Source organism: Thermomicrobiales bacterium (assembly GCA_037045155.1).
In the GTDB taxonomy this organism is placed as follows: Bacteria; Chloroflexota; Chloroflexia; order Thermomicrobiales; family CFX8; genus JAMLIA01.
On the sequence record JBAOIG010000003.1, the window covers coordinates 1,226,714 to 1,243,606 of the forward strand.

13 protein-coding genes are annotated in these 16,893 nt (G+C 65.8%); 8 read left to right on the top strand and 5 right to left on the bottom strand.

Features of this window, described 5'->3' with window-relative positions:
* Nucleotides 1-25 precede the first annotated feature (25 nt).
* Both V9F06_08945 and V9F06_08950 read right to left on the bottom strand, forming a co-directional pair.
* The gene (locus V9F06_08945) at nucleotides 26-1,246 is read right to left on the bottom strand and encodes a hypothetical protein (GenBank protein ID MEI2617742.1); all 1,221 of its coding nucleotides are present in this window, start codon (nucleotides 1,244-1,246) and stop codon (nucleotides 26-28) included.
* A gap of 183 nt (nucleotides 1,247-1,429) precedes the next feature.
* Nucleotides 1,430-1,846, bottom strand: coding sequence for a hypothetical protein (locus tag V9F06_08950; GenBank protein MEI2617743.1), 417 nt, complete (start codon nucleotides 1,844-1,846; stop codon nucleotides 1,430-1,432).
* A 184-nt stretch (nucleotides 1,847-2,030) separates the two neighbouring features.
* On the opposite strand from V9F06_08950, the gene V9F06_08955 reads away from it, so the two are divergent.
* The 4 genes from V9F06_08955 to V9F06_08970 all read left to right on the top strand — a co-directional run bounded on the left by V9F06_08955 (nucleotide 2,031) and on the right by V9F06_08970 (nucleotide 10,315).
* Nucleotides 2,031-4,760 (top strand): S8 family serine peptidase, encoded by a 2,730-nt coding sequence (locus V9F06_08955; protein ID MEI2617744.1) that lies wholly within the window; start codon nucleotides 2,031-2,033, stop codon nucleotides 4,758-4,760.
* 141 nt (nucleotides 4,761-4,901) lie between these two features.
* Nucleotides 4,902-6,632, top strand: a complete 1,731-nt coding sequence (locus V9F06_08960) for a trypsin-like serine protease (GenBank protein MEI2617745.1) — start codon at nucleotides 4,902-4,904, stop codon at nucleotides 6,630-6,632.
* 312 nt (nucleotides 6,633-6,944) lie between these two features.
* Nucleotides 6,945-9,170, top strand: coding sequence for a phosphoglycerate dehydrogenase (gene serA, locus V9F06_08965; protein ID MEI2617746.1), 2,226 nt, complete (start codon nucleotides 6,945-6,947; stop codon nucleotides 9,168-9,170).
* A gap of 125 nt (nucleotides 9,171-9,295) precedes the next feature.
* Nucleotides 9,296-10,315 (top strand): dipeptidase, encoded by a 1,020-nt coding sequence (locus tag V9F06_08970; GenBank protein MEI2617747.1) that lies wholly within the window; start codon nucleotides 9,296-9,298, stop codon nucleotides 10,313-10,315.
* 7 nt (nucleotides 10,316-10,322) lie between these two features.
* Here the strand turns inward: V9F06_08970 and V9F06_08975 are convergent, their stop codons facing one another.
* Nucleotides 10,323-10,949, bottom strand: coding sequence for a thermonuclease family protein (locus tag V9F06_08975; protein ID MEI2617748.1), 627 nt, complete (start codon nucleotides 10,947-10,949; stop codon nucleotides 10,323-10,325).
* Between the two features lie 89 nt (nucleotides 10,950-11,038).
* Here V9F06_08975 and V9F06_08980 point away from each other — a divergent pair, with 89 nt between their 5' ends.
* Complete coding sequence (locus tag V9F06_08980; protein ID MEI2617749.1) at nucleotides 11,039-11,596, top strand: peroxiredoxin-like family protein; 558 nt, start codon at nucleotides 11,039-11,041, stop codon at nucleotides 11,594-11,596.
* Here the strand turns inward: V9F06_08980 and V9F06_08985 are convergent.
* Entirely contained in the window at nucleotides 11,593-12,831 is a 1,239-nt protein-coding gene (locus V9F06_08985) for an MFS transporter (protein MEI2617750.1), read from the bottom strand. The genes V9F06_08980 and V9F06_08985 overlap by 4 nt on opposite strands.
* Before the next feature lie 117 nt (nucleotides 12,832-12,948).
* Here V9F06_08985 and V9F06_08990 point away from each other — a divergent pair, with 117 nt between their 5' ends.
* Both V9F06_08990 and V9F06_08995 read left to right on the top strand, forming a co-directional pair.
* Nucleotides 12,949-13,338 (top strand): VOC family protein, encoded by a 390-nt coding sequence (locus V9F06_08990; protein MEI2617751.1) that lies wholly within the window; start codon nucleotides 12,949-12,951, stop codon nucleotides 13,336-13,338.
* A gap of 53 nt (nucleotides 13,339-13,391) precedes the next feature.
* A complete protein-coding gene (locus V9F06_08995) occupies nucleotides 13,392-14,195 on the top strand; it encodes an alpha/beta fold hydrolase (protein ID MEI2617752.1) in 804 nt (267 codons plus the stop codon).
* Nucleotides 14,196-14,238: 43 nt separating this feature from the next.
* Here the strand turns inward: V9F06_08995 and V9F06_09000 are convergent, their stop codons facing one another.
* Nucleotides 14,239-15,747, bottom strand: coding sequence for a PLP-dependent aminotransferase family protein (locus tag V9F06_09000; protein ID MEI2617753.1), 1,509 nt, complete (start codon nucleotides 15,745-15,747; stop codon nucleotides 14,239-14,241).
* 28 nt (nucleotides 15,748-15,775) lie between these two features.
* Between V9F06_09000 and V9F06_09005 the strand changes: the two genes are divergently transcribed.
* Nucleotides 15,776-16,873, top strand: a complete 1,098-nt coding sequence (locus V9F06_09005) for an SIS domain-containing protein (protein MEI2617754.1) — start codon at nucleotides 15,776-15,778, stop codon at nucleotides 16,871-16,873.
* The last annotated feature ends 20 nt before the right edge of the window (nucleotides 16,874-16,893 follow it).

Genomic DNA, 16,893 nt, shown 5'->3' on the forward strand with positions numbered 1-16,893 from the left:
ATCCACGTTCGGGCGCATCAGGGGCCTATGGACCGTACGGCCCGGTGTCGCCGGTTGGGCCGGTGTCACCGGCCGGGCCGGTCTCGCCAGCCGGGCCAGTGTCGCCGGTTTGTCCAGTGTCGCCGGTCGGGCCAGTGTCACCCGTTTGGCCGGTCTCGCCCGTTTGGCCGGTCTCGCCCGTTTGGCCAGTGTCACCGGTCGGGCCAGTGTCGCCCATTTGGCCAGTGTCGCCGGTAGGCCCTGTCTCACCTGTTAATCCGAGGTCGCCGGTCGGGCCAATCGGGCCGGTGACCCCGGTTGGACCGGTCGGACCGGTGTAACCAGTCGGACCAATCGGACCGGTGACCCCGGTTGGACCGGTCGGGCCGGTGACTCCGGTCGGGCCAGTCGGGCCGGTGTAGCCTGTTGGACCAATCGGGCCGGTGACTCCGGTTGGGCCAGTCGGGCCGGTGTAGCCTGTTGGACCAATCGGGCCGGTGACCCCGGTTGGACCGGTCGAGCCGGTGAAGCCCGTTGGGCCACTCGGGCCAGGCATGCCAGTCGGGCCGGTCGGGCCTGGAAAGCCGATCGGGCCAGTGGCGCCGGTCGGACCAACTGAGCCAGTGACACCCGCTGCGCCGGCAGCACCGGTTGGTCCGGTCGGCCCGATTAGACCCTGAGAGCCAGTCGGACCCTCTGCGCCCGCCGCGCCACCAGTGCCCATTATTCCAGTCGGGCCAGTCGGACCGATCGCGCCGATGAATCCCGTCGGGCCGGTCATGCCCTGGAGTCCTGTTGCCCCGGTCGGCCCCGTTGCGCCTGTCGGGCCAGTCGGCCCGGTCGATCCCGTCGAGCCAGTCGGGCCGAGAATACCTGTGAATCCGGTCGGCCCCGTTGCGCCGATGGGACCAGTAGGCCCGGCCGGCCCGGTCGCGCTCCAGAGCACCTCGACTTCGTACGGCAGGCAGCCACGCCCATCCAGAGGGAATCGCATGATGCCGCTGCGCGGCTGAACGCAGACTCGCACCATCCCCTCGATGACAACCGGGGCTGGCGGAGTTGGCCACGACCCCGGGCGAGTGACCAGGCCGGCTGCTCCGGCCGTGCTATCTTTCTCTTGCGCGCTGACCACCCCTGGAATCGAGGCGGCGATCGTCGTCACGATCGCTCCGCCCGTCAGCCTGCGAATCAGCTGGCGGCGAGACTGTGGCCTCTTGAGAAATCGCGCTGAGCCATCCTCGCCGTGTTCGTCCTCGGCAGACCCCATCGAAAACCACCTTCCCCCTGTGGCATCGACAACATCGTCCCGCACACAGCCATCCCCTATCCGGTATGGTCGCCGACGATGTATGTACGCACGGTAACACGGTAGGGCGTGCCCTCAGGGATGTCAAGCGACGGATCGTTGCGGTGAGGCAATTCGGGGGCGGCGCGATCGGTCGTCAATCGACTATGCGTTCAGCCGCTCTCCCGACCCGGCAGGCTGGGGGTGAACAACGCGGAAACGCGAGCGCCCGATCTCCGCATTATCGACGCTGACGATCACGACGTATGTTCCCGCCTTCGGGAACGACAGGTGCAGCCCGGCAGCGAGCTGGACGCGTTGCGGCAGCACGTCGTCTACCTCGGGTGGCCGGCCAACCTGAAACTGGACATCCGCCGTCGCGATCGTCGAGGTACCTTCCTGATCCACAACCTGGATGCGCGCCGTCTTCCGCGGATTCGTCCCAGCGCCCGGAATGCGAAAGGCGATCGCCAGTCCGCAGGGCTGGTTCACCGGGAACGGGCTGGAGACGACGAGCGTATCCCAGCCACCGCCGAGGACGTAGAGCTTCCCATTGACGATCTGTGCTGCGTCGGCCAGCATCACCCAATCGAGCTGGAATTTTTTCTGGTGTCGGTTCCACGCGCGCTCCCTTCCACCCAGCGATTCTCCGTCACAATACCCGATCATCGCCACGCATGGTGGAAGCAACCATCCCGAGCGGCTATGCTTGCCTCTGCGTTCCACGAGCCGGACGCTCGATCACTCTCCCAGGAAGGGATCTCTGGTGCGGAGACGGTTCAGCCCCCGCCCGGTGATGCTCGTCATCGCCTGCATCCTGCTCGTGCTGACGGCCCTCCCAGTTGAGGCCGGCAACGGCGGCGCCCCCGATCGCGATTCACAACATATCGGCGCGCTCAAAGACCAGGTGCTGGACTCGGAGCTCGTCCGGATCTCCCGCGACTCGCAAATCGGCCGGCCGACCTCGGAAGCTCACGGGGCCCAGTTCAGCGGCGGCCGCGTAGCAGTCACACTCCAGGTAGCTGGTGATACGGCGGCGACCGCCGCAGCACTTGTCCAACGCGGCATCAGCGTCGCGAACATCGGCCAGCAGTCAATCGAAGCATTCATCTCACCCGAAGATCTTGCCACCCTCGCCTCGATCCCCGGTGTCCAGCAGGCCCGAGCGTTGCAGCCGCCGATCGGGCTGACCGTCGTCAGCCAGGGGGCAGCGATCATCGGCGCGCCACAGTGGAATCAGCATGGCTACACGGGCGTCGGCGTGAAGGTCGGCGTCATCGACCTGGGGTTCACCGGCTTCAGCGCGCTGATCGGCAGCGAACTGCCAGTTCCAACCACTCACTGCTACCGAGGAATCGGCCAGCCCACCAGCGATATGAGCGCCTGCGAGCAGGGGGGCGTTCACGGCACTGCCGTCACCGAGACGCTGATGGATATCGCGCCGGACGCCTCGCTCTACATCGCTAACCCACAGTCGCTCCTCGACCTGCACGACGCGGTGAGCTGGATGATCTCCCAGGGGGTAACCATCATCAACCACTCGGTCGGCTGGACATGGGAGGGCCCCGGCGACGGCTCCTCTCCCTACCCCGACGGCGCGCTGGCGGCGGTCGACCAGGCTGTCGCCGCCGGCATCACCTGGGTGAACGCGGCCGGCAACGAGGGGCTGTCAACCTGGACCGGCCCATGGTCGGACCGTGACGGCGACGGGGTGATGGAGTTCAGCGGCAACGTTGAACGTAATGCCATCTCGGTCCTCTCCGGCAACGAGATCATTCTTCAGGCACGCTGGCAGGATAGTTGGAGCAACGCAGCGACGGATCTGGATCTCTACCTCGTCTCCGCGTCGGGCGAGGTGCTGCGCGCCAGCGAGAAGCCGCAACGGGGCCTCGCCGGCCAGACGCCATTCGAGTTTCTGCGCTTCACTCCGACGACGACCGGGCCGTTTTATGCCGTTGTCCGCCTGTATGGCGGGACGCCACCTGCCTGGGTTCAGGTGCAGGAGTTCAACGGGTGGTCGCTTGCATATTCGGTCCCAGCAGGATCGATCGCCAACCCCGCCGAGAGCGCGAGCACCGGCATGCTTGCCGTTGGCGCCAGCCCCTGGAATCAGCCCCATGTCATCCAGCCGTTCAGCAGTCGCGGGCCAACCCGCGACGGGCGGATCAAGCCAGATGTCGTCAGCCTCGACTCCGCCGACACCGTCACCTATGGACCGTCCGGATTTCCCGGCACGAGCCAGGCATCGCCGCATATCGCCGGCTTGGCCGCGCTCGTCGAGCAGCGCTTCCCGACCTATCACCCGGACGAGATCGCCGCGTTCCTCAAGGCACAAGGCGACCGCAGCGCCACGCCCGACAACACCTGGGGCGCGGGTCTCGTGCGGCTGCCCGACATCATGGATGGACAGAACCCGACGCCGGCAATCGTCACAACAACCCCGTCGGCGCTGTTCCTCGGCACTCACCCGCCGATGCTGACAATCAGTGGCGCAGGCTTCGTCTCCGGAGCCGTCGCGCGCGTCAACGGTGAGGATCGCGCGACGACGCTCATCTCGCCGGCGGCGCTCAGCGTCACACTCGTCGAGCGGGACATAGCCGCGATCGCGACGCTTCGTGTCACCGTCTTCAACCCCGAGCCGGGGGGCGGGATATCAAACGGTGTCGACGTCAAGGTTCTTGACGCGCCGACCGCCGATACCTCGGCGTTCATGCGCACCTGGCAGCGCACCGACGAGCCAGTTCGCCAGATGGCCGTCGTGCGCACGTGGATGTGGGGCGACGATCCATTCACCGGCCCGCTGATCGAGCCTTACGCAGAATCTCCCGGCAATCAACGGGTTGTTCAGTATTATGACAAGAGCCGGATGGAGATCACCCACCCGGACGCCGACGCGCGGCAGCTCTGGTACGTCACCAACGGTCTGCTCGTGACGGAGCTAATCACCGGCCAGATGCAGGTTGGCGACGCGAGCTTCGAGCCACATGACCCGGCAGCGATCAACGCGGCCGGCGACCCCGATGGCACAACCGGCCCAACCTACGCGACATTCGCCGGCCTGCTCGACACGCCGCCACTCGATGACGGCGCGGTGATTGTCCAGCAGGTAGACCGCGCAGGAACGGTAACCAGCGATCCCAACCTGGCAGGCTACAGCGTCACTGCGGGGTTCCATGTCCAACAGCCGGGCCTCGATCACCGTGTCGCCTCGGTCTTCTGGGAGTTCATGAACTCCGACGGGCTGATCTATCGCGACGGGGAGTACGTCGTCGACAAACTCTTCGAGAACCCGTTCTACGCCACCGGCTACCCGATCACCGAGGCGTATTGGACGTGGGTCAAGGTCGGCGGCGTCGAGCAGAACGTCCTCATCCAGTGCTTCCAGCGTCGTTGCCTCACCTACACGCCGAGCAACCCTGACGGCTGGCAGGTCGAGGCCGGCAACGTCGGCCGCCACTACTACCAGTGGCGGTATGGGATGCCGCCGCCGGAGTGAGCAGGACCGAAACAGCACCAGCAACATTAGGTGCTAAGCGTCATTCTTTAGGTGTCGTCATCTGTTGATTTTCCCCACCCGACCTGCTACAACGAGCTGCAGATATTGTGTTTACTGGCCGGTGAGCAGGAGGCGAACCATATGCGCACCATGCGCGTAATTGTCATGATGATGGTCGTGGTAATGCTCGTCGGTGGGCTACCCGTCGCCGCCGCGGGAGCGAACGACGGCGACCCGAATCTTCCGCGGACATTTCCCGAGCTTGACACTCCTGAGCGTGTTCCGGATAGCAAACCCTTGGAAGTCCGGGCGACGACCGGCCTTCGCGCGACGACGGCGTCGACCCTCGCAGCGCGGGCGGGCGGGATCGCCGCCGCCAGGACGGTGTTTCCTCCTGACGACCGGGTACGGGTTTCGCCAGCCGTTGCCGAAATCGTCTTCATCATAGCGTTCGATCTCAACGACGATCCTCTCTGGACGTGCACTGGCTCGATGATCGGTCCGGCCATGGTCGCGACGGCCGGACACTGCCTATACGTGCCGGGAGCTGGCTGGCCGGCGAATTTCCTTATCGTGCCGGGAGCGGACGGCGAGCGCGCGCCATACGGAGTCACCCTGGCGGATCGATTTGCTGTCCCCCGTGGCTGGTCAGAAGCAGGCGACCATGACTACGACTGGGGCATCATGACGCTCTTCGACCCGATCGGCAATGCAACCGGCTGGCTCGAACTCGGCGTCATGTCATCCGCGTCGCTCTCGTCGCCCGATCTCAAGCCGTTCACCTTCGGCTATCCGGGCGACAAGCCGTTCGCAACGCAATGGTCGGCGACGAAGCCAGCGCTGACCGGCGTCACCGACACGCGCGTGTACACAGATCTCGACGCGTACCAAGGTCAGAGCGGTTCACCGCTCGTCCGGTCCAGTGACACACGGGTATTCGCGATCTTCAGTAATGAGCAGTCGAATGCCAACGTCGCGACTCGTATTCGACAGGACATGATCGACAGCATGTCGACGGCTTGCGCGAATTGGGGCTGCACATTCTCCTACTGGGTCGAGCCAGTGTCGAACGTGCCGAACCCCGCCGATGCCTTCGCCCGCACCTGGGCGCGAACCGACCAGCCGGTCGCAACCGGCGCGGTCAGTCGCACATGGATGTGGGGGCCTGAGCCGTTCGGCGCCGGCTACGAGCCGTATGTCGAATCCCCTGGTGGGCAGCGCGCGGTCATCTACCTCGACAAGAGCCGGATGGAAGTCACCAACCCATACGGCGACCAGAGCAGCCCCTGGTACGTCACCAATGGCCTCCTCGTCGGCGAGATGGTGACCGGCCTGCTTCAGGCTGGAGACCAGAAGTTCGAGCCACGCAACCCGGCGGCTGTCAATATCGCTGGCGATATCGACGATACGGTCGGCCCGATGTACAGCACATTCCGTGGGCTCCTGACCTCCCCGGCGCTGTTTCCCGGGCAGTCAGTAAATCAGCGAGTCGATCGCATGGGTAACGTCTGGGTAGACCCGAACATGGACTGGTACGGTGTCACTGCCGCCTATCTCGTCGAGGTTCCCAACCTCCGCCATACCGTTGCATCGCCATTCTGGGCCTTCATGAACTCGAGCGGGCTTGTGTTCGATGGCAACAGCACGACCTGGGCGCAGCTGTTCGAGAACCCGTTCTATGCCACCGGCTATCCGATCGCAGAGGCCTACTGGGCAACGGTCAAAGTCGGAGGCACCCAGCACGACGTCCTCATCCAGTGCTTCCAGCGTCGTTGCCTCACCTACACGCCGAACAATCCCGACGGCTGGCAGGTCGAGGCGGGCAATGTCGGGCAGCACTACTACATCTGGCGTTACGGCCGTATGCCGTAGACCGGACTGGCAACCAGATCCTCGGAGAGCCGGGAGGAGCCGAAGACCTTCCGGCTTTCCGTCTATCCCGACGTGTATCATTCATGGTTGCGGTAGCCGGCGCCTCCGGCAGGTTAGCGATTCCGGAAAGTAGTCGATCTCATGTTGCGATGCCTGTACACGTTGTCGTCTCGTCGCTCGATCGAGTGGTGGACCGGATATTCGTCCAGTCTGTAGGCCGAGGAGTTGACGTCCGCCGTCCTCCTTCTGGCCACACCTGAACTCCGGACCCCTCGTTACGAACGACACCGACGCGAAAGGCAGGCTCTCAAGATGGCTTCCCACACCCAGCAGACGATTATTCTGGCGATCGACCTCGACGGCGTTCTCACCGAGCACCCGGCGGCGCTTGCCCAGGCCGCCAACGCCCACTTCAACCTCGTCCTTCCCGACTCGGCCTTCGTCGACTCGACCGGCCACGCCGTCTCGCTCGCCGTCCGCGAGTGGGTTTACGGACCGGATGGGCCAGCGACGCGGCTCTCCCCGAATCCACAGGCGCGCGAATTCCTCCGACGTGTCGTCGGCAAGCTTGGGCGTGAAAACGTCCAGATCGTCACCGCCCGTCCACCCGCGTCATTAGAGATGACGCTCGACTGGCTGCGAAAGCACGAGCTCGACTACTGCAATGTCATCATCGCCGACGATAAGGTCGCCGTCGCGCGTGAGCTGGGGGTGACCCACGCGATCGAGGACTCGATCCGCCACGCGCGCTCATATACCGCGGCCGGCGTCACCTGCTACTTCCTGCCGAACGGTCTCGGCGTCCAGCCGCGTGGGATCGATCACGCTGCGACCGACCTGGCCGACATCGCTGCGCGTTTGCTCGACGCCGCCGTCCACGCCACCGAAGCCGAACGGACGAAGGTCGTCATCAGCGACCAGATCGACGCCGGCGCCCGCGAGCGAATCGCCCGCGCCGCCGAGATCATCGACGTCGACGGCACGAACGTCGACGCGCTCCACGCCGCCATCGCTGACGCCGACGCGCTGATCGTCCGCTCGGAGACGCAGGTTGACGAGACAGTCTTTGCTTCCGCTCCACGACTGCGGGTCGTCGCGCGGGCTGGGGTCGGGGTCGACAACATCGACGTCGACGCCGCGACGCGGGCCGGCGTGCTGGTGCTGAACGCGCCCGGGGCGAACGCGACCTCGGCGGCCGAGCACACCGTGGCGTTGATGCTGGCCATCTCGCGCCAGATGATCGACGCGAACGCAACGCTCCACGCCGGCCGGTGGGAGCGGAAACGTTACCGGCCGTTCGACCTGGCCGGCAAGACGATCGGCATCGTCGGGCTGGGCCGTGTCGGCAGCAAGGTCGCCCAACGGCTGGCCGCGTTCGAGGCACGTCTGATCGGTTACGACCCCTTCATCCCGGTCGAGCGCTTCCAGGAGATGGGCGTCCGGCCGGCGTCGTACAAGGAGCTGCTGGCCACCAGCGACATCGTCACCTTCCATGTGCCATCGACCGACGAGACGCGAGCGATGCTCGGGCCAGACACCTTCCCGCTGCTGCGCCCCGGGGCGATCGTCATCAACGCCGCGCGCGGCGACGTGGTCGACGACCGGGCGTTGGCCGACGCGCTCGATGCCGGAATAGTCGCGGCGGCGGGCGTGGACGTGTTCCCCCACGAGCCGGTGACGTCATCGCCGCTCTGGGGCCGGCCAAACGTCGTGCTGACCCCACACATCGGCGGCAGCAGCGGCGCGGCGCTGGCCGCCGTCGGCGAGATCATCTCGCGCTCGACGCTGGCGGCGCTTCGCGGCGAAGCCGTCGCCAATGCGGTCAACCTGCCGACGGCGACGTTGGAGAGCGCGGAGCTGGCGCGACTGACGCGCGTTGCGGGAGCAGCCGGCCACTTGCTCGGTGTCCTCTCGTCTGGCATCCCCGAAGCCGTCATCATGCGGATTCACGGCGAGGTTGTCGGGGCAGTCGCCGAGCACGTGTTCCTGGCGGCGCTTTCTGAGGGGCTGCAGCACTGGACAACGACGCGTGTCACGCCGGTGAACGCTCGGATCGTCGCCGAGCAACACCGCATCGCAGCCCGAATCGTCGCTGCCGATGGGCGACAGCCTGCCCCGGCCGACGCAATTGACTTCAGCTTCGAGGCGGCCGGAGACGGCGCGCACGTTGTCCGCATCCGCTGGTCTGGCGGCTCGGCCGGGATTATCGAGGTGGATCGCTTCTCGCTAGACCATCCGCTGGCCGGCGATATGCTGATCACCCACCATCGCGACCGACCGGGGATGATCGGCCATGTCGGCATGATCCTCGGACGTCACGATGTCAACATCGCCGGCATGCAGGTTGGGCGGCACTACCGGGGCGGCGAGGCAATCATGGTATTGAATGTGGACAACGCCATCCCGCAGGATGCGCTGCTCGAGATCCTGTCGATCGACGATGTCCACTCCGCGTGGGTCGTCTCGCTGCCCGAGCCGGAGCCGGCCTGGGTCCAGGAGACGCTCCAGCCGAACGTCGCAGTCGCCGCGCCGGGCTGATCAATCTCGCGCTACTGGGATATGTCACATCCAGTGGGCCTCAGGCGTCGATCTTCGCCAGCCTGCCGACTGGACGCGTTACGATGCGTGAGGCAACCGCAGCGTTTCGGGAGGAAGGGTGAGCGATGATCGACTCCGCGGCGCCACGGCTCCATGACGACGCTATCGTCGTGGACGCGCACTCCGACGTGTTTTGCGATGTAACCCGACGGAGGCTGCTCGGCGAGACGCAGGTCCTCGCCCGCCTTCATGTCCCGGTCTGGCGCGCGGCCGGCGTCAATGTCGTCGTCACGACGCTCTTCACCGAAGAGGAGCACAAGCCGGACCGAGCGCTACGGCGAGCCGTCACGCTGATGGGCGCCGCTCTGGCCGACATCGACGAGACGCCGGACGTCGCGCTCTGTCGCACGCGCTCGGAGATCGACGCCGCGCTCGCCGCCGGCCAGATTGCCTTCATTCTGGCGATGGAGGGCGGCGAGCCGATCCAGGACGGCATCGAATCGCTGCGGATGTTCTACGAGTTGGGCGTTCGTGTCCTGGGGCTGACCTGGAACCAGCGCAACCTGCTGGCGGAGGGGGTCGGCGAGGCGCGGGCCGGCGGTGGGTTGACTGAGTTGGGCCGCGAGATGGTCGCCGAAGCCGGCCGGCTCGGCATCCTGCTCGATGCCTCGCACCTGTCGGTGAAGTCTTTCTGGGACGTGATCGAGACAAGCTCACGTCCGGTGATCGCGTCGCACTCGAACGCGACAGCGTTGTGCTCCCACCCACGCAACATCGACGACGACCAGATCCGCGCGATCGTCAACACAGGCGGGTTGGTCGGAATCAACGGAGTTCCCGGATTCATCGCCGACAATCCGACCGACGCAAGCCTCGACCGGATGCTCGACCATCTCGACCACATCGCGTCGGTCGCCGGAGTTGAGAACGTCGCGCTTGGGCCGGACTTCGTCGATTATCTGCGGGTCGGGCCGATGGCCCCGTTCGACGCCGAGCCGGAAGCCACGATCGTAGGATTCGCAACGATAGCTGATATGCCGAACGTCACAGCCGGCCTGCTGGCGCGCGGCTACGATGAGACCGCAGTGCGAGGCATCCTCGGTGGCAACGTGCTGCGGGTACTCGATACCGTCATGTGCGAGTAGATCGGGTTCACTGAACGGGGCAACTCCCCCAGAGCCCGCGGGACTCTTCGCGTGCCCGGCGTTCGGCGGCGCGGAACTCGTCGACATGGGCGACATTGGGGGGAAATGTCGAGACAGTTGCATACCCGTCCTCGATCAGCCGCAGGTTGACGAAGATGCGTTCCCCGGTCGCCGGGTCGCGGACGTAGACGTAGCGCAGCAGCCGCCCAAAGCGGTCGCGGTCGCCGACATCACGGACGAGCTCGACATCCTGGCCTCCAACGAGCCGCTGGTTCGCCTTGCTCGCCTCGGGGCCGAAGCACTCGACCGGGGAGTCTGGCCGGACGGTCTCGGGCGTATCCATGCCGATGTAGCGCAGCCGCTCGACCTTGCCGCCGATCTCGACCATGATCGTGTCGCCGTCGACGACCCGCTGGACACGAGCCATCTCGCCGGTCACGCCCGGCCCGGCCATGGCAGTCGGCGTCGTCCGCCCGCCCGTTCGAGCCGTCTGGGTGGCGCGCGCGCCCAGTGAGGCGCTGGTCGAAGTCGGCGCGCCGCCTGGCGCGCGTGTCGGGGTTGCCGATGGCGACTCGCAAGCCGCGACGAGCAGCGCCGCCAGCAGCGCCAGGACAATCCATAGACGTCGAGTCACCGTTGCTTCTCCCCCTCAACCAGAGTCTGCCATGCCGGCCCTCGCCAGGGCGCGTAGGATTCAATCAGACAGCGCGAGGGGAGTAATCAATGCGAGAGCCGATAACAACCGCGATCGACATGCCGCTTCGGACACCTGCCGGCGAAACGGTCCAGATGTCCGACATCTGGCGCACAGGGACGACCGCATTCACATTCATCCGCTACCTGTCCTGTGTGTTCTGCAAGGAGCAGGTCCGCTCCTATAAGTCGTCAGCGAACGCGCTTAGCCGTGCCGGCCTGCGGGTAGTCATCGTGACTCCAGCCTCGGTTGAGGACACCGCGTTCTTCGCCGCTGGCCTCGACCTGCCGTTCCCCGTCTATTGCGATCCCGAGCAGGCAGCCTACGCCGCCTACGGGTTTGAGAAGGGCTCGATCGGTCAGCTGATCAACCCGCACATCATCGCGCGAGGCGCGCAGGCAACGCTCCGCGGCAATTTCCTGGCTCTTCCGAAGGGGGGAGATCCTCGCCAACTGCCGGGAACCGCGATTATCGCGGAGGACGGACAGCTCCTCCACGTCCACATCGCGCATGACGCCTCCGACTACCTCAGCCTCGACGAGCTGCTGGTGGTCGCCCGACATCTCGGGATTCAGGCGGGCAGCTAACCGCCGGGCGGAGCGCCCGTCCCGAACGCCGTGTCGTCCGCCACACGCGTTTCGCGAACCAGTAGCGCGAGGATGAGGGATGCGGACAAGCCGACGCCGGCCAGAATGAACGACGTGTACTCGAAGCCGACCGCATCGGTCAGGCTGCCAACCGCCAGCGGCCCGCCGGCCCGGCCGGTGTCACCGATCAACCGCCAGAGCCCGAGGAATTCGCCGGTCGCGCCGGGCGGCGCGAGGTCAGCGCCGAGCGTCATCATCGTTCCGGTTCCCAGACCGTTGCCCAGCCCGATGATCGTCGCCGCGGCCATCAGCGTCAGGTAGTCGGTCGTAAAGGGGATCAGGACCATCCCGACCGCCATGATTGCAAACGATGGGACTGCGGCGACCTTGCGGCCGAAGCGATCCATCAGATAGCCGGCCGGGATGAAGAGGATCATGTCAACGCTCGACGACGCCGACTGGATCAGCCCGACCTGTCCGGCATTCAGGCCCAGGATAGCCAGGCCGTAGAACGGGATGATCGTCTGCCGGCCGGCGCGAATCATCTGCGCGAAGGTCTGGGCGACGCTCGCCGCGCTCAGGTCGCGCCAGCTTGATCGCACCATCTCACGAACCAGCGCCCAACGCACATGTCGCTCGGCGTGGACCGCGACGTGCGTGTCCTGGACGAATATCCACGACACAATGAGGGCGACGATGCCGAGAAGGCCGGCGACGAGGAACGATGCAGTGAGACCAAACCAGGTGCCGATGAGCCCGCCAATGGCTGGCCCGCCGAACACACCGATCCGGTTGATGCCCCCGAAGACGGAGATCGCTCTCCCCCGCTGGCGCGGGTCGATCGCTTCGGTGATGAATGCGTGCCGCGAAAGCCCCCACATCGCCGTTCCGACGCCGGCGAGCAGCCGCAACGCGATGAGCTGGTTAACGCTGGTCGCGGCAACGAGGGCAAGCGTCCCGAAGCCAACGAGCGCTGCGCCAAGGAGCATCGTTGGCTTCAGCCCGACCCGGCCAAGTAACATCCCTGCCGGCAGATCGGCGATCAGTGTTCCGATCCCGGCCGCGGCCAGCACGAGGCTCGCGACGGCGAACGAGACATCGAACGAGAGCGCAAAGGCCGGCAGCGTCGGCAGCAGAAGCCCCTCGGCAAAACCCAGCAACGCCGTGGGGACGTAGACGGGCAACAGTAGCGCTCTCCGTGACGCGCGCTGCTGAGTCCGTCGATCGATATCCATCGGTCAGAAATACTCCCCGGAGCCGGCAGCCCGCGCCACCCAGCAGTCGAGGATCGTAACATGTACATTGGCCGGCACAACCACCGGCAGGCGACGAAGGAAAGGACAGGCTTGACGATGCCCAGCAAGTTTCGGCTCGAGCACGTGGCAATCCCCGCCCACGGCGCGCTTTTCGAGGAGACGGTCAACTTCTACCACGAGATGTTTGGCATGCAGATGATTCGCGACGTTCGCGGCAACGGCCAACACTTTGCCTTTCTCTCCGATGGCCAGGGCGGGGTGATCGAGGTCCTCGACGTTCCCGGCCCTCCACTCCCTGCCCCATCGCATCTCGCGTTCATGGTGCCGTTGTCGGAGTTCGAGGCAACTCACGACCGCCTCGCCGAGCAGGGCATTGCGTTCGACCCGATCGTCGAAAACACGTCCGGCGATCTCATCGCCTACTTCCGCGACCCCGCCGAGAACACCGTTCAGCTTATCGGCCGCAAGGATCCTTTGGGGCACTAGACTGCACCGCAGGATGCCCGGCGCGACGAACGATCGAAATGGAGCAACAGTAGATGGCGCAAGCGACGATTGGCGATGGACGAACGATTCATTATGACGAGTGGTCAGGCGAAGGCATGCCAGTCGTGCTGATCACCGGGCTAGGCGGCTTCCGGGCCAGCTGGCGGCCCGTCGCCGAGCAGCTTGCGCCGGAGTTCCGCGTGGTCGCCCCGGATAATCGCGACGCTGGCGAGAACGATCCCGAGGATCTGGACTACACGATCTCGGACATGGCCGGCGATATCGCCGCGCTGCTCGCCGTGCGTGGAATCGAGCGCGCGTCCGTCGTCGGACACTCGATGGGCGGCTTCATCGCGCTTCACCTCGCGACGGAGCATCCTGAGCAAGTGGCAAAGCTGGTCCTCGTTGGCACGTCGCCGGCCGCCGGGCTAGCGATTGGCCAGCCATTCCCGCCGCCGCCTCACGAAAGCTGGATCGTTGATCCGGTCGAACGCTCCATGGCGGCGCTGCCACAGTCCTACGCGCCCGGGTTCTTCGACCTCCACCCGGAGAAGCTGGGTGAGTTCTCCGAAACAGGGCGCGGCAACCGCATCACGCGTGACGGCTACGCCCGGCAGGCTGCCGCAATCAACGATTCACACGATGTCCGGCCACAGTTGGCTGGTATTACCGCGCCGACCCTCGTGATCCACGGCGAGGTGGATTCGACCATCTCGGTCAAGGGTGGCCGGCTCCTGGTGAACGGCATCCCTGGCGCTGAGATGCTGGTCTACCCTGGCGTCGGACACCACCCGATGCGCGAGGATCCGGCGCGATTCATCGAGGATCTGCGGGCATTCCTCCGCAGGGCTGACTGAGCCCGTCAGACCAACGACGCGCGGCTCGGGTTCCGACCAGAGGTCAGTGCGTCAGGCATTCCCGGAGAATCGTCGCGCCGGTGACGATCTCCGGGATCTCTAGCCCGCCATAGCCGAGCAACAGCCCGTTTGGAGGCGTGCCGCCGTCAGCGTAGCCGGCCAGCGTCGACACTACGACCCCGCGCTCTCGGGCACGTTGCCGGGTGGTCTCAGCATCGAGCGCGGGATCGAGCTCGAGAAACACGTGGAGCCCGGCCTCGAGTCCACGCAACGTCACCCGATCCGCAATCGGAGCAAGCGCGTCGGCGAGCGCCGCGCGCTTCCCGGCATAGACGCGCCGCATCCGCCGAACGTGACGATCGAGGTTGCCGTCGGCAATAAACGCTGCAAGTGCCCGCTGGAGCGGCCAGGCGGTGTGATGATCGACCAGCCGCTTCATCCGGACGACCCGGTCGCGCAGCGGCGCCGGGCCAATCAGATACCCAACCCGCAGCGATGGGGCCAGCAGCTTCGAGAATGTGCCGACATAGGCGACTCGGCCGGCCTGATCCAGGCCGGCCAGCGCGGGAAGTGGCGGGCCATCGTAGCGGTATTCACTATCGTAATCGTCCTCGATGACCAACGCGTCTGCCTCCAGAGCCCACTCCAGCAGGGCCATCCGCCGCGCCAACGACATCCTGACACCGAGCGGGTACTGGTGCGATGGGGTGACGTAGGTAAGCAACGGCGCCGGTCTGCTCGCCGAAAGCAGATCGACACGCAGCCCGTCGTCATCCACTCCGATCGGCACGATTCGAGCGCCGCTCGCCACGAGAACAGCGCGGGCTACCGGATAGCCCGGGTTCTCGAAGCCGACGCTATCGCCAGGGAGTAGTGTCGCCCGCGCGACCAGGTCGAGCGCCTGAATCGCCCCGGACGTAACCACGACATCCGACGCGTCGCAGATAACGCCACGCGAGCGACGGACGTAGGATGCGATCGCCTCGCGCAACAGCGGTTCGCCAGCCGGGTCGCCATAGCCGGTCGGGACCGGCTCGGTCGCGACAGCCTGCCAGACACGCCGCCAGGCGTCGGCCGGCAATTGATTCGTTGTTGGCTCGCCCAGGCGAAAATCAATCGTGCCAGGTTGCTCCGGGTCGGCCGGCGGCAGATCCGGTAACGGACGCAACCAGCGCGGCGTCCCGCTCGGCGCCGGGATCGCGCGGCCCGACATGGCTTGCAGATCGCCCGCGACATAGGTGCCGGACCCATGGCGGCCCTCGATATACCCCTCGGCGAACAGCTCGTCGTAGGTAGCCAGCGCGACGTTACGCGACACTCCCGTTGCCGCCGCCAACGCCCGGGTCGCCGGGAGCCTGGCCCCGGCGGTCAGCCGGCCATCGAGGATCGCGCGCCGGAACTGCGCCGCCAGCTGCTCGTGCAGTGGCGCTGCGGCGGCACGGTCAACCTGGATCGGGAGATCAAGCTCGCTTGTCAGAGAGTGGCTCCATTCGATTCGAACCGAGTGGCCCTGTACATAGAACCACTTCAGGATATGCTGAAAACAGATCAATGACGATTCGTGAAGGGGTCAGAATTCGATGAGCGCGACCGAACGGCCGACGAGCCATCCATTCAACATGCACCGGCATGTCTTCGACCAGCCCGACGCGATCGCCTCGGCGGTCGCAGCGAACCAGACTCTGGTCGAACGCTTCGCCGCCGAGGTAGCAGGCAAAGATCGACTCTGGATCGTTGGCATTGGCACGTCTTACCATGCCGCGCTGATGGCCGAGTATTTCATGCGCGCCTTCGGCGGCGATCTGACCGCGATCGCCTGCCACTCGTTCGATTTCAGCCTCTATGGCCCGACGCTGACCGATCGCGACGCGGTCATCGTCCTGAGCCACACTGGTCGCAAGAACTACAGCGTTGAGGCGTTAGCCCGCGCGGGGGCTACCGGCGCCACACTGGCGCTGATCACCGGCGAGGAGGGCGCCGCTCGCCACGCCGGAATGGAGTATCTCTTCACGACCGTCCCGCCAGAGGGCTCCTCAACCTACACGATCTCATTCACGACTGCCCTCGGTATTCTGGCGGCCATCGCGGCGGCGATCGGCCAGCGGCGAACCGCCGCCCCGACTCTCGATCGCAACGTGCTGCCTCAGGAGCTCCCCGATGCGATGCGTGGCGCGCTCGAAACAGAGTCGCTGGTGAAATCCCTCGCCAGCGCCCACGTCGCCCACCGGAAAGTCTGGCTGGCCGGCGCCGGGCCGGCTGGCGTGATGGCGATGGAGGCGGCGCTGAAGATCAAGGAAGCCGCCTATATCGACGCCGAAGGCATGTCCACCGAGCAGATGCTTCACGGGCCATTCCAGTCAGTCGAGCCAGACGATCTGATGATTCTCGTTGCCCCGGCGGGTCCGGGCCAGGCGCGGACGCTCGACCTCGCAGCCGAAACGAAGGAGATCGGCCTCGATTTCATCGTCGTCAGCGACGGGTCGCCGGCCTCGCTACGCGCCGACGCGGCCGGCTGGATCGTCGTTCCCGAGATCGCTGAGCCGTTTTCAGCGCTGACGACACTCGTCCCGTTGCAACTGCTGGCCTACTGGTTCGCGCTCGCTCGCGGAACGAACCCGGACCGCTTCCGGCTCGATGACGAGCGTTTCGCGCGTGCCTACGCGCTGACGAAGCTCTGAGTGAGAAAGGTTCATAGTCT

What these genes read in the sequence shown, in the direction of transcription:
- V9F06_08970 (MEI2617747.1), top strand. Translation starts at nt 9,296, where the DNA reads ATGATCGACTCCGCGGCGCCACGGCTCCATGACGACGCTATCGTCGTG.
- V9F06_08990 (MEI2617751.1), top strand. Translation starts at nt 12,949, where the DNA reads ATGCCCAGCAAGTTTCGGCTCGAGCACGTGGCAATCCCCGCCCACGGC.
- V9F06_09005 (MEI2617754.1), top strand. Translation starts at nt 15,776, where the DNA reads ATGAGCGCGACCGAACGGCCGACGAGCCATCCATTCAACATGCACCGG.
- V9F06_08945 (MEI2617742.1), bottom strand. Translation starts at nt 1,246, where the DNA reads ATGGGGTCTGCCGAGGACGAACACGGCGAGGATGGCTCAGCGCGATTT.
- V9F06_08950 (MEI2617743.1), bottom strand. Translation starts at nt 1,846, where the DNA reads ATGCTGGCCGACGCAGCACAGATCGTCAATGGGAAGCTCTACGTCCTC.
- V9F06_08980 (MEI2617749.1), top strand. Translation starts at nt 11,039, where the DNA reads ATGCGAGAGCCGATAACAACCGCGATCGACATGCCGCTTCGGACACCT.
- V9F06_08960 (MEI2617745.1), top strand. Translation starts at nt 4,902, where the DNA reads ATGCGCACCATGCGCGTAATTGTCATGATGATGGTCGTGGTAATGCTC.
- V9F06_08995 (MEI2617752.1), top strand. Translation starts at nt 13,392, where the DNA reads ATGGCGCAAGCGACGATTGGCGATGGACGAACGATTCATTATGACGAG.
- V9F06_08985 (MEI2617750.1), bottom strand. Translation starts at nt 12,831, where the DNA reads ATGGATATCGATCGACGGACTCAGCAGCGCGCGTCACGGAGAGCGCTA.
- serA (MEI2617746.1), top strand. Translation starts at nt 6,945, where the DNA reads ATGGCTTCCCACACCCAGCAGACGATTATTCTGGCGATCGACCTCGAC.